Source organism: uncultured Draconibacterium sp., from assembly GCF_913063105.1.
GTDB lineage: Bacteria > Bacteroidota > Bacteroidia > Bacteroidales > Prolixibacteraceae > Draconibacterium.
This window is the reverse complement of the sequence record NZ_CAJXYQ010000003.1, coordinates 72041-85584: the sequence shown is the minus strand read 5'-3', so window position 1 is coordinate 85584 and position 13544 is coordinate 72041. Positions and strand designations below refer to the sequence as shown.

Below are 13544 nucleotides of genomic sequence, written 5' to 3'. Positions count from 1 at the left end.
AACAGTATTCCCCCGTTTTTAGTAAAAACGTTTTGAGTTTTTATTCCAGTATTTAATCATAAAATACCCAAAAAGCATTCCTCCCAGATGGGCAAAATGGGCCACATTACTACCTGGTTGCGATATTCCCAACACCAACTCGAGTACTCCGTAACCAATCACAAAATATTTTGCTTTTATAGGTATTGGCGGAAAAAGCAACATCAACTCGGTATTGGGAAACAACATTCCAAAACCAAGCAAAATACCAAATACTGCACCCGATGCACCAACTGTTGGTGTATTTAAAATCATGGTCAGTTTTTCTGAAGCGGTATTCGGAATGTATTTGCCCTGTGCAGCCAGTTCTTTTAAGTAAACCAGCTGGTCGGGTGATATTTTTGCAAGCGCCGATTGGTATTCGAAATAATTAACAAGAGTATGCAAAACCGCAGCTCCCAAACCTGTTACCAGATAAAAAATCAGAAAACGGCGGGGTCCCCAAACACTTTCGAGCACGCGCCCAAACATAAAAAGGGCAAACATATTAAAAAAGATATGCCCCAGGCTACCGTGCATAAACATATGGGTAAACATTTGGTGCAAACGAAAATTATCGGATGCCGGAAAATATAAACCCAGAATTTTGTAAAGGTCGGTTCCGGTTTGTTGCATTACCATGGTAACAACAAAAAACAAAACATTGGCAAGAATCAGGTTCTTTACCACCGGTGGCATATTTAATGATGGACGATAATTCATAATAAAAAGGTTGGAAGACCGAAGACCGAGGTTCTATCAATTCCTGGCTCAACGATATTCGTTGTTATAACTATTTTTAAACTTTGGCGCTAACAATACAATTGCCAGACCAAATTTTAGAGGCCGTAAATTAACGACAATCTGTCACTTTGAAAAACTTTTTTCGATATCATCTGTCGAAATGATGGTTAACACCTTTTTTCCATCGGGCGAAAAGTTGGGTGTTGCACAGGCAAATAAATTGTCAATCAGGTGATCTACCTCCTCCTGTTTTAATTCGGTACCATAATCCATTGCAGAAGCTTTTGCCAACGAAACAGCAATTTGTTCTCTTGCTTTTGAACGGGCATCAACCGGCGAATTTTTATACTCTTCCAAGAGTTTCTCTACAATAAGCTCGGGCGAAGAAACATCGAGTACACCCGGTGTTCCGTTAATAATAAAGGTATCTTTTCCAAATTCACGAATATCGAATCCCAGCTGCAGCAAATCCTGTAAAATACCTTTCAGCAAGGCCGAATCAGCCGGATTAAGTTCTATGGTTTGTGGAAAAAGCTGTTGCTGACTGGCTACCGAGTCCGATTTCATTACGTCTAAAAATTTCTCGTATAAAATTCGTTCGTGTGCCCTTTTTTGGTCGATTACCATTAAGCCCGATTTTACAGGCGTTAAAATATAGCGCTGTTTCAGTTGCAGTACTCTTTTTCCACTGAACTGCTCAGGAGTATTGGCATACAAATCTTCATGCGGCACTTTTATTCCCCTTGGCTCGGGTTTCAGTTTCAACTGCGCCCCCTGGTAAAGATCTTCCCAGTTTTCTAAATTTCTTTTTTCGCGACCAGATTCCGGCATGGAACTGCGCCCCTGCCCGGCTTCTTTATCGAATGGCGAATAGCCGCGCTCGGCAAACTTCTTTTCGTTATCAAAAGGATTGTAGTCGGGATTAATCTGTATTTCAGGGAAACGCACATTGTCGGCACTTTTTTTCGGCACCGGTATATCTATGCTTCCGCTTTGGTCAAAATCTATTGACGGTACAACATTGTGCTTACCCAATGACTCGCGAACTGCGGCATGAATAATTGGCCAGATATCGCGTTCATTCTCAAACTTTATTTCGGTTTTTGTGGGATGAACATTGATATCAATTTCACCCGGGTCGAGTTCGAGAAACAAAAAGTAAGAAGGATAAGTGTCGGGTGGCAATAGTTGTTCGTAAGCCCGCATAATTGCTTTATGGAAATACGGATGCCGCATAAAGCGTCCGTTTACAAAAAAGAACTGCTCACCCAGGGTTTTGCGGGCGTATTTTGGCTGGCCAATAAAACCAAAAACTTTCACAATACTTGTCTCCTCATCAACATTCACCAGGCTTTGGTTCAGCGCTTTTCCAAACACATCAACCAGGCGTTTACGATGATTGGCCGGTGGCAAATCGTAAACGGCAGATCCGTTATGTATTAACAACAAACGGATATCAGGATTTGGCAAGGCCACGCGTTGAATTTCCCAAATAATATGTTTTAATTCGGTAGCGTTTGATTTGAGGAATTTTCGTCGTGCCGGCACATTAAAAAACAGGTTTTTAATCATAAAATTAGTGCCATTATTACCAGCTGCCGGCTCCTGAGCTTTTACCTCCGATCCAATAATGTGGATTAAAGTACCTATCTCATCCTCTTCTCTTTTGGTACGCAATTCTACATCGGCAATTGCCGCTACCGAGGCCAAAGCTTCGCCTCTGAATCCCATTGTGCGAATGGCAAACAGGTCGTTTGCCGATTTAATTTTTGATGTAGCATGTCGCTCAAAAGCCATTCGTGCATCAGTGGGCGACATTCCGCATCCATTATCAGAAATCTGGATGAGTGTTTTTCCGGCATCCTTAATATTGATGGTTACTTCCGTTGCTCCGGCGTCAAGGGCATTCTCTACCAATTCTTTCACCACCGATGCCGGTCGTTGAATAACCTCTCCGGCAGCAATCTGGTTAGCTACTGCATCGGGTAATAACTGAATAATATCGCTCAAAGTGAGATTTTTAAATGTTTAGTATTGAATTTTGGGGAAATCAGGCAAAAAAGTCTGAAAAGAAAAATAGATAAAGAACCATGGCTAAAATCAGTACAATCCACACCAGCCTGCGATTTTGAGCTTTTCGGGCTGATTCTGATGATCGGGCCCAGCCGTCTCCCGACCGAAACTGCCCTTTTACATTGGGACGATAATGACGGCTGGTTTCTTTCTTCTCGTCAACTATTCCCAATTCTTCTTTTATTCGTCGTTCACGTTCGTCCCGTTCGTCTTTATCCGGATCCCAAAAACGCGGAGTAATGTTAAACTTTTTAGTTCCCGGTGTATGAAAAAATCTGCCAATCATCGTGTATAAATTATGCTACAAAGATAACTTTTATTCTACAAAAATTGTTCCGTAGCCAAAAGCCTTTCCAATCGCAGAATGGATTGTAAAACTTAAAATGATTTTTCTAAAATGCGATACAAGTCTTCGTCTGTTAATTCTACCGGGTTACCTTTCATACTACTTGAAGCTTTTGCTTTTTTTACCAGCTCCGCGAAATCCTCTTTTGTTATGCCAAATGCTGATAGCGATGGAATCCGCAGTGTGCTTACCAAATCAGCCGCCCAAATAACGGCATCGGCGGCCACAGCGTTAGGGTTTGCAGTAAGAATTTTGGCTAATTCATCAAACTTTGTCAGGGCTTTGCCTTCTCGTTGCAAGGCATTAATATTTGTTTCTATTACTGCAGCCATCAGGCCGGCACAAACTGCTCCATGTGGTATGGGAAACATTCCTCCCATGGGGCCGGCAAATCCGTGCACGGCTCCCAATTTCACATTGGCCAGTGCCATTCCCCCCAACATACTTGCCATGGCCATATCCTCGCGTGCTGTTCTATCATTGCCGTTTTTATACGCTTTTAACAACGATCGTGCTATCCGTGTTAACCCTTCGCGACAAAGCATATCGTTAAACAGGTTGGCCTGACTGGATACAAAAGTCTCAAGCAAATGTGTTAAAGCATCCACACCGGTGCTGGCTGTTAAAGCCGGAGACATGGAGTAGGTAAGCACCGGATCGACCACTGCAATATCAGGATACATGTAATTGCTGCGCAAGCTAACTTTCACCTGTTTTTCTACTGATTTTAGTACTGAATTTTTGGTTACCTCTGCCCCAGTTCCGGCAGTTGTGGGTATAGCAATGCAAGGTAAAGGTTTTTGTGAAAGGGGTTTCCCTAAACCGATCACCTCAAGGTAATCCATTAACTTCCCCGGGTTGGTTGCCATGGCTGCTATGGCTTTGGCACTATCAATTACACTACCTCCGCCCAAACCAATTACCACGTCACATTTTTTTATCCTGGCCAGTTGCACTCCCTCCTCAATAACACTGGTAGTGGGTTCACCCTTAATACTGTAATACGTACATTCAGTCTCATCGGGAAAAGCAGTTCTTAATTCCGCTGCCTTGCTTTTATTTCCTCCGGTTACCAACAGTACTTTTTTGCCAAAATTCGTCACCAAATCCGGGACACTGTTCACCGAATGGTTTCCAAAAATTAGCTGACCCGCTGTGGCAAATGAAAAATTAGACTCCATGTATTCATTTTTTTTGAATTATAAACTTTCCTTGTTTAAGGGTTAGCTGCCAAAGTACAATCCGGCATGATTACTCCCAACCTTCTTCGTCAGGATGAACATTAAAGAATTTTATTGCAGTGCGTGGTTCAGCCATCATTTCGGCAACATCGTCGCGCCACTTTTTATAATGTAAGGTTTCTTTATGTTTTGCCGGATCATTGGCCGTACGGTATACTTCAACTAATACAAAACGCGTAGGGTCGTCTTGCTGCTGCACAAAATCAAAACGTGCAATACCCGCTTCTTTGATACTATTTTTTGCATTTTGTACCGTTGCAGCTTTAAATGCATCAATACAATTTTCTTTTACGTTAACAAAAACATGAACGATAAACATATTACCTTTTTTTAATGGTTTGATTACACTAGCTGAAGATAAATTTCTCTTCTGCTATGCTAAGCATTCTTATTAGCAATTTTAACTGTAGAATCAGTCTTTTCGGGCTTATTTTTAAAAACCAGCGTTCGGTAAGGAAACGGTATTTCCACCCCTTCCTTATCAAATCTTTTTTTCACACTTTCAAAAACATCACACTGTAATACAAAAGCCTCGTCGTTTGATTTTGTCCAAACATAAGCTCTTATATTAACCGAGAAATCACCTAATCCTACCAATCGCATAGTAATAACTGGTGCTCCGGCATCTTTTTCTTCATCAGTACGATTATCAATAAAATTCGGATGTTTTAGAATTTCCTCTTCAATTATGCTTTTTGCCTTATCAATATCCGAGTCGTAACTAATGCCAAAATCAACATGCTTTTTAATTTTCTCATCTACCATTGAGCTGTTCAACAAGGTGGTTTCGCTGATTAAACTGTTTGGTATCACAATTCGGCGGTTTTCGTAGTCGCGAATTACGGTATGCCTTAAAGTAATTTCTTCCACCACCCCTTTAAGCATATCCGATTTAATTTCGATGGTATCCTGTACACTAAATGGTTTAAAAATGAGGATAAAAATTCCGCTTAATATATTTGAAAATGCTTTTTGTGAGGCAAAACCGATGGTAGCTGCCAAAATTCCTGCACCAGCAAACAAGCCCTTTCCAATATCATTTAAGGCCGGCGTTATCAGAAAAATAATGATAAGAGCGATAGTAAAAATGATAAACGAAACACTATTTTTTAAGAAGACAAATTTCGTTGGATCCTCTTTCAGGTTTTCCGACTTTTTTCGGATGATTCGCGCCAAAATACGCCGGGCAATAAACGAAACAAAATAGGATATAACGATAATCCCAACAACAAAGCCCCAATACAAAAAATCTATTTTCACTTGAGTGTAATTTTAATTAAACATTCATTTGGTATACTTTAAAAATGCGGCTGGGTTGTACTTTTAAAGCTCATTTATTTTTTTTAGGTGGTACCTGCACCATTTACAGTACCTCCATTTAATATTCAATTACCTTTATGTTTTTTGTATTTAGCCGAATTTGCAACCATTCTGAAATTCGTGATTTCAGGTCGTCTTTTTCGCTAACTTTTACCTGCTTGTTAAAACTAACCGCAAATAAAGGTATGGTGTCCATTTGTACAGTATCGCCAATACTTACCACCTGTGTTGCTTTGGCAAACGAGTATTTTTCCACCTCCGAGAAATGATATTTTATTTCTTTATTTACCTGTTTATAAGGTATGGTATCTTTTTTATTTAAACGAAAAACCTCGTCTTCCAACAATTTTATTTTCAGATCTTTATCCCGAATCGACTGTTCATTTTTCGTGTAAATATCTTCAAGAATATTAAGCCGCAAATCGTTGTTAAAATCCGTCATTCTTTTTTCAAAATCTATCGACATATCCGTTTCCTGGTGCACCCGTACCACTGTTTTCTTGGTTATAGGAAAACGGCTGGTTCCCACAAGACCGTAATTTAACAGCATATCCTGCAAATGCATTTTTCGTTCGTCGCTTACATCGTTTCCCAGGTAATACAAATCTATTGTTGATAAAGTATCGGAATAGGTCACTTTTTTACTAATCAGTTCTGATCCATCGAAGTAACATTTTTCGGCAATAAAATTCTCGGCTGCAATGGTAAACCGGGTTTCCTGTATTACCCGATAAAAAATTACGCCGCTAGGAATAATAGTAATTATCAGAAACAGAATAAGTACAATGCGGTACCGTTTTGCTTTTATCGGATTTAAGAATGATACATGCGGAAATTTAAGGTATTTTACAACTAAGAATGTGGCCAGGCTAATAAACACCGAGTTGATAAAAAACAGGTAAAATGCGCCAAAAAAGTAGTTCATTTTTAAGGTCGCCAATCCGTAGCCTGCCGTACAAAGCGGAGGCATAAGTGCCGTTGCAATTGCTACCCCCGGAATTACACTTGATTTTTCTTTTCGCGAACCGGCCACAATTCCTGCAAATCCGCCAAACAGGGCCACCAAAACATCAAGAATGGTTGGTTGAGTTCGGGCCAGTAGCTCTGACTGCTCGATATTTAACGGAGTGAGCGAAAAATACAAGGTAGAAGTTATAAGGGCTATTGAAACTGCTATACCCAGGTTTTTAAGCGAACGCAACAAGGTCTCGAAATCGTTGGTTCCGATGGATAAGCCAATACCCAAAATTGGCCCCATTAAAGGCGAAATTAACATGGCCCCGATAATTACCGCAGTTGAGTTAACATTTAGGCCGATACTGGCAATAAAAATCGAGAAGATAAGAATCCAGGCTGTTGGGCCACGAAAACCAATGTCTCGTTTTATACCTTCAATTGTTGCCTGAACATCTGTGCCGTCTTTGATACTTAAAATATGACGCAGAAACCGACGAACCGCAACAACCAGATAACGTGAATTTGAATTCTCTTTCATAAACATTGAAATTTTAGACTAGTTAATTAGCACAATTATCAAATCCCGAAAGTAAAATACCCGCTCAAAATCAACAAAACTATTGGTTGCCGATATGATAAAGTGCATCGCCCTCGGTTACAATTGGCGAATTGCTAAGCCCGATTATATAGCCATTTGTTTTGGCTTTTATCAGGTATTCAAATTCGCCAAACGGATCGGAAATACTTCCAAGTGTGTGCCCTTTAAGAATGTACTCGCCACCGGCAATAAACGAACGAAACAATCCTGAATGCCGGGCTCTGTGCCAGTATGACTCTTCAATAATAATCGGGTCTTTTAAATCATTTTGATTGATACTGGTAGAATAATCGCGCATACCAATGGAGTGCATAATCCGCATAATTCCGTTCAGTCCGGCTTCGGTTACATCGTTATTAAAATCAAGCGATTTGCCACCTTCAAAAAGCAACACTTTCAGTCCCTCGTTTGTTGCCGATTCGCGAAAGGATTTATCACGATTTTTTGCATACACAATAAACTGCGGATGAAAGGCCTTTGCCAAATCAAGCAAGGTGTCATCGTTGCGCGATATCCGGATTTGAGAGATATTAAACCGGTTTGAACCACCGGTATGAAAATCGATACAATAGTTGGCATGTGGCACAATTTCCGTCATAAAAGTGTAGGCAAACTGGCTGGCTAAAGAGCCTTTTGCCGACCCCGGGAAGAAGCGGTTTAAATCTTTACCATCAGGAAATTCGCGCGATTGGTTTAAAAACCCAAAAACATTTAAAACCGGAATGCAGATAACCGTACCTTTTTCAGGGCGTAACATATTGCTGGAAACTGCTTTTCGTACAATTTCAACACCGTTAACTTCGTCGCCATGTATACCCGCATTAATTAACAATACCGGCCCATCTTCCTCCGCACGCTCAATAATAACAGGAACATTTATGCGTGTTCGCGTATGCAGGCGCACGGTATCGAGGTTAATTTGAACAGATTGCCCCGGTTTTATCTCGCGATTTAATATTTTCATGGTTTACATGCTATTACTAGTAGATAATTAATTTTGTGCCAAATGCTTATACATTTCGCTCTACGTATCGAATAATGCTTTTGGCAATATCAATTCCAGTAGCACTTTCAATGCCTTCGAGCCCTGGTGATGAGTTCACCTCCATAATTAGAGGCCCGTGTTTCGATTGTAACATATCAACACCGGCTACCCCCAGCCCCATAACGCGGGCAGCTTTTAACGCGGCATTTTCTTCTTCATCGCTCAATTCAATAACTTCGGCTGTTCCTCCCCGATGAAGATTTGACCTGAAATCACCAGGTTTACCACTCCTTCGCATGGCCCCAACAACCACTCCGTCAACCACAAAAGCCCTGATATCGGAACCTTTAGCTTCCTCAATAAATTCCTGGGCAATTACCCTAGCCTTTAATCCGTTAAATGCTTCCATTACCGATGAAGCGGCATTTTTATTCTCGGCTAGCACTACTCCAATCCCCTGGGTGCCTTCCAGCAACTTTATCACCAATGGAGCTCCGCCAATACTTTCTATAATTTGATCGGTATTTTTGCTGTAATTGGTAAATACCGTTTTGGGCAAACCCAGCCCGGCCCGCGAAAGAATTTGCAGGCTGCGCAGTTTATCGCGCGAGCGCCCCAGCGCTATCGATTCAACTGCCGTAAATACTTTCATCATCTCGAACTGGCGAACAACTGCTGTTCCGTAAAAAGTTATTGATGCGCCAATACGTGGAATTACAGCATCAACATGTTCGAGTTTTTTCCCGTGATAGATTACCTGAGGCTTTTTCTTTTCAATAACCAAATCGCATTTCGAGTGGTCAACAATCATCATATGGTGCCCGCGTTCTTCGCCGGCCTGAACCAATCTTCTGGTGGAGTAAAGCTTTGGATTTCTTGATAAAACTACAATATTCATAATGTTTTGTGTACTTATTTTTCTGTGTTTACTTTTGTTTTTTTAACTAATTTATGCGACAAATTTGAGACTGAAGTATCCACCAGAAATTTCTTATTCAGAAATTTACGGCCAATTAATACATCATACTTCATTAAGCGTCTATCAGCCAACGATAAGTCTATCAGATATAGCTTATTAAAAAGTTTGATCTCGGTTCGAATTAAAAACCGGTTTTCGCTTATTCCGTTTGAGCTTTTAATACGCTTCTTTTTGTATTTCGAAAAACGGAATTCTTTACCGTCATATTTTGGATGTTGCGGATCAAGGAATATACAAACCAACACCGCTTCTCCATTAATTATTTCTTCGGCAACATAATGGCAATTTATACTTGAGGTATAAGCACCTGTATCTATTTTTGTTTTTATTTCGGTAAGCGCTAATTGGGGGAAATCAACAAAATCCTTCCTTCCAATCAGTTCTCGCGTCAATTCAACATCTTGCATTTCACTTATTTCTTTTTCAGGTCAAACAAATCGAGCCTGCGGTCTTTAAGGTTTCTCACACTTCCAAACTGGTTAAGCTCGCGCAGCAGGCCAATATCTACATCGGCAATTAATATCATTTCGGTATTTGGAGTAGCTTCGGCTTTTACCCCATTTGCAGGAAACGCAAAATCGCAGGGCGTAAATACCATTGACTGGGCGTACTGAATATCCATATTGTGCACCTTTGGAAGGTTGCCAACGCTACCGGCAATGGCCACATAACATTCGTTTTCAATTGCTCTTGCCTGCGAACAATTACGTACCCGCGAATAGCCGTTTTGAGTATCGGTTAAAAAAGGTACAAACAAAATATCCATTCCTTCGTCGGCCAATAAACGGCTTAATTCCGGAAATTCGGAGTCATAACAAATCAGCACGCCAATTTTTCCGCAATCGGTATCCAGTGCCTTTAGCTTATGTCCACCCTGCATACCCCAAACTTTTACCTCATCAGGGGTAACATGCAATTTCTCGTAACGTTCGCTGGTACCGTCTCTCCGGCATAAGTAACCTGCGTTGTACAAGTTGCCATCTACCAGCTCGGGCATACTTCCGGTTAAAATATTGATATTATAACTGATGGCCAGTTCCGAAAACCTTGCGATAATATCATCGGTATGGGCTGCCAGTTCCCGAATTGCTTCCGGTTCCGTAAGGTGATTGTTTTCGGCCATTAGCGGTGCATTAAAGAACTCGGGGAACAGCGCAAAATCGCAACGATAACTGGAAACGGCGTCAATAAAAAATTCAGCCTGAAACATCAGGTCTTTTAGATTTTTATAAGACCTCATTTGCCACTGAACCAACCCCAGACGCACAACAGTTTTAATTGTTGCCGGTTTTTTCCGGGGTTTTTCGTAATAAATATTATCCCACTCCAGCAAAACAGCATATTCATTCGATTCCTTATCGTCTTCGAGGTAGCCTGTTATTATTTTGGCCGGATGAAAATCGTTCGAGATTTGAAAGTTCAGAACCGGATCGTGAATTTCTTTTGTTCGCACCTTTTGAATGTATTCTTTTGGCGACATTTCATTCTGGTAAAGATGGTAATTAGGGATTCGGCCTCCAAAGGCAATCCCTTTCAGATTGAGCCTTTCGCAAAGTTCTTTACGGTAATCGTAAAGTCGTCGTCCCAGGCGCAAGCCCCTAAAATCTGGTTTTATAAAAACATCAATCCCATACAGCATATCGCCATCGGGCGAATGGGTTTCAAAAGTATAATTTCCGGTAATTTCCTTGTAGGTATGGTTGTCTTCAAATTTATCGTACTCCACCACAATTGCCAGGGCGCAACCGGCAATCTGGCCATTTACTTTTAACACCACCTGCCCTTCCGGAAAACGTTTTATCAACGATTTTATATGGTGCTCTTTCCAGTACGCATTGGGCATGTTGGAGTAAGCCTCAATCATTGCCTGCTTAAGCTCCTGATAATCATCAAAAGTAAGGTACTTTAATTCTATATTTTCAATATCATGCATTTGTGAAATTGTTGTTGCTTTTTACAGCCATTTTTTTCGTTTAAAATACATTAATAATCCGCCGCCAAGTATAAGAATAACTAACCAAAAAACAAGGTAACCATACTTAAATTTCAGCTCGGGAATATACTCAAAATTCATCCCGTAAATACCGGCTATAAAAGTTAATGGAATAAAAATAGATGCGAAGATTGTCAAGATCTTCATTACCTCATTCATTCGGTTGCTAATGTTTGAGTTATAAATATTTAGCTGATCGGAAGTCATATTATTATAAAGCTCAACAGCTTCTGACGATTGTACTACCAGGTCGCTTAAATCTTTCAGGTAAGCGGTATTTTTTTCGTGAAAGAAGGTATCCTCGGTTCGTAAAAGCGAAGCAATAACTTCACGCACCGGCCGAACGGCTTTACGGATATAGTTTAGTTCGGTTTTAAACTGGTAAATTTCTTCAACAATTTTGGTGTCCATCGATTTAAACAACCGATCTTCAATATCTTCAACCTGCCGTCCAATTGTTTCAATTAAAATAGAATAATTGTCTACCAGTGCGTCCATTAAAGCATAAGCCAGATAATCGTTTCCACACGAGCGAATCCGGCCTTTACTTTTACGAATGCGTTCGCGTACAGACTCAAAGAAATCGCCTTTTCGTTCCTGCAGCGTTAACACATAATTCTCTCCCAACAATAGGGTGATTTGCTCGGCATGAATACGGTTTGAATCCTTTTCTTTATGAAGCATTTTCAAAATAAAGCCATCGTAAGCTACTCCATTTTCATATTTCGGCGGTTGATCTGTGTTTACAATATCTTCGAGTAAAAGCGAAGGAAAACCAAAATCTTCACCTATCTTCTTAATCATTTCCAAATCGTGCAAACCGTAAATGTTTATCCAATTCACCTTTCCCGGTGCAAAATTTTGTTTAATCTCGTCCACCGAACTAAGTGTTTTTTCCTGCAACTCTTCTTTGTTGTACCCGATGTACTGAATAAGGGTTTGTTCCATTTTCTGCCTGCCAATTAATACCAGCGAGCCGGGAACCATACCTTTCGCTTTTGAACGATCTTTTAAAAAACGTGCCATAACAGATCAATTTATCTTCTGAGAACTCTTCTACCTTAATTGTTTTGTATCAGAAGAATTTTAGCCAATTTAAGAAATAAATTAATGTAATGGAAAGAGCCTATGGTGGTGTGGAATAATTTTTGCTTTCTTTTGTAAAAACAAAAACAATGATTCTAAACCGCTGGTTTCTATTCGTATTTTCCGTGTTTATTACCATAAACTCCGCACAGGCACAACAAATAATACTTGAGGGACGGGTAACCCATGCGCAAACACAAGAACCCATTCCACACACCGAAGTTTTTATTTCGGGCACCACCATAGGTTGCATCAGCGATTCGCTGGGTAATTTTTCGTTAAAAGCACCTTTTTTCCCCTGTGTGCTGGTGGCCGACCATGTTGCTTTTGATGCCCATATAAAAACACTAAAAGAAAGCAGCAAGCTTCACATTCAGCTTCATCCTTCGAATTATAATATTTCAGGCGTTAATGTTTCGGGAAAGAACAAGCGAAAACGCAATCTGCGCTTTTTCTACTCGCACTTTATTCGGCAATACCGCGATAAAATTGAGGTTTTAAACGACAGCAACCTTGTTTTTAACAGAGATGAAATGCAGTTTTTGGCCAGCTCGAAAAATGCACTGCTCATTGAAAATAACTACCTGGGCTACCGGATAAAACTTGTGCTTCAGGAATTTAGCGTAAAAATGTACGATGGCCCTGAAGGCCAACAAATTCCATTAAAATCGTTGGATGGCGGAGAAGTAATGAAACTAAAAGGTTATTTTTACTATGAACCACTTGATAAGGAGCAACCTCATAAGGCAGACTATTTTAACCATAACCGAAGGATTACCTATCACGGATCGTACAGGCATTTTTTAAAATCGATTTACGACAATAATCCGGGAGCAGAGGGTTACAAAATTAAGGTTTACCCTGAAACCGAGGCAGCAGCCTTTTACGAGCTTGAAAACAATGAATTAAGTACGCCGGCCAAAGAATTTGCAATACAAGCCCAAAAACTTGAGGTGTTTTACCGCTTTGATGACGACCTCTTTCCTATTCCCGAGGAATTTTTAACCGACCGCTATTACTTTTCACAAAAGAAATCGGTCATTTATCCGTCCCGGCAATCCTTCACTATCCGCCCTAACGGTACCAGCCCCAATGTTAATTTTATTATTGATGGCTATATGGATATGAAAAATTTTGCCAATTCGCTACCCGAAGATTACACACCTCCGCAAAACTAAAAATTCCACCTGCAATAACTACAGAT

General features: G+C 40.4%; 13 protein-coding genes. 1 reads left to right on the top strand and 12 read right to left on the bottom strand.

What is annotated here, in order from left to right:
- Nucleotides 1-18: 18 nt before the first annotated feature.
- From QZ574_RS03650 to corA, 12 genes are all read right to left on the bottom strand, one after another.
- Nucleotides 19-741: a rhomboid family intramembrane serine protease gene (locus tag QZ574_RS03650; RefSeq protein WP_297086881.1), complete on the bottom strand. Its 723-nt coding sequence runs from the start codon at nt 739-741 to the stop codon at nt 19-21.
- 144 nt (nt 742-885) lie between these two features.
- On the bottom strand, nt 886-2772 hold the full coding sequence (gene mutL, locus QZ574_RS03645; protein WP_297086879.1) for a DNA mismatch repair endonuclease MutL: 1887 nt from the start codon (nt 2770-2772) through the stop codon (nt 886-888).
- Nucleotides 2773-2812: 40 nt separating this feature from the next.
- On the bottom strand, nt 2813-3121 hold the full coding sequence (locus QZ574_RS03640; protein ID WP_297086877.1) for a hypothetical protein: 309 nt from the start codon (nt 3119-3121) through the stop codon (nt 2813-2815).
- A gap of 92 nt (nt 3122-3213) precedes the next feature.
- Nucleotides 3214-4362, bottom strand: a complete 1149-nt coding sequence (locus QZ574_RS03635) for an iron-containing alcohol dehydrogenase (protein ID WP_297086875.1) — start codon at nt 4360-4362, stop codon at nt 3214-3216.
- A gap of 70 nt (nt 4363-4432) precedes the next feature.
- The gene (locus QZ574_RS03630; RefSeq protein WP_297086873.1) at nt 4433-4741 is read right to left on the bottom strand and encodes an antibiotic biosynthesis monooxygenase; all 309 of its coding nucleotides are present in this window, start codon (nt 4739-4741) and stop codon (nt 4433-4435) included.
- A 59-nt stretch (nt 4742-4800) separates the two neighbouring features.
- Nucleotides 4801-5682 carry a mechanosensitive ion channel family protein gene (locus QZ574_RS03625; RefSeq protein ID WP_297086871.1) on the bottom strand — a complete coding sequence of 294 codons (882 nt, stop codon included), beginning with the start codon at nt 5680-5682 and terminating at the stop codon, nt 4801-4803.
- A 118-nt stretch (nt 5683-5800) separates the two neighbouring features.
- Nucleotides 5801-7237, bottom strand: a complete 1437-nt coding sequence (locus tag QZ574_RS03620; protein WP_297086869.1) for a DUF389 domain-containing protein — start codon at nt 7235-7237, stop codon at nt 5801-5803.
- Nucleotides 7238-7316: 79 nt separating this feature from the next.
- Nucleotides 7317-8261: a succinylglutamate desuccinylase/aspartoacylase family protein gene (locus QZ574_RS03615; RefSeq protein ID WP_297086866.1), complete on the bottom strand. Its 945-nt coding sequence runs from the start codon at nt 8259-8261 to the stop codon at nt 7317-7319.
- A gap of 46 nt (nt 8262-8307) precedes the next feature.
- Nucleotides 8308-9180 (bottom strand): 30S ribosomal protein S6--L-glutamate ligase, encoded by an 873-nt coding sequence (gene rimK / locus QZ574_RS03610; RefSeq protein ID WP_297086864.1) that lies wholly within the window; start codon nt 9178-9180, stop codon nt 8308-8310.
- A 14-nt stretch (nt 9181-9194) separates the two neighbouring features.
- On the bottom strand, nt 9195-9668 hold the full coding sequence (locus QZ574_RS03605; RefSeq protein ID WP_297086861.1) for a RimK/LysX family protein: 474 nt from the start codon (nt 9666-9668) through the stop codon (nt 9195-9197).
- 5 nt (nt 9669-9673) lie between these two features.
- On the bottom strand, nt 9674-11194 hold the full coding sequence (locus tag QZ574_RS03600; protein ID WP_297086860.1) for a bifunctional GNAT family N-acetyltransferase/carbon-nitrogen hydrolase family protein: 1521 nt from the start codon (nt 11192-11194) through the stop codon (nt 9674-9676).
- 21 nt (nt 11195-11215) lie between these two features.
- Entirely contained in the window at nt 11216-12280 is a 1065-nt protein-coding gene (gene corA, locus QZ574_RS03595; RefSeq protein ID WP_297086858.1) for a magnesium/cobalt transporter CorA, read from the bottom strand.
- A gap of 149 nt (nt 12281-12429) precedes the next feature.
- Here corA and QZ574_RS03590 point away from each other — a divergent pair, with 149 nt between their 5' ends.
- Nucleotides 12430-13518, top strand: a complete 1089-nt coding sequence (locus QZ574_RS03590) for a carboxypeptidase-like regulatory domain-containing protein (RefSeq protein WP_297086856.1) — start codon at nt 12430-12432, stop codon at nt 13516-13518.
- Nucleotides 13519-13544 lie beyond the last annotated feature (26 nt).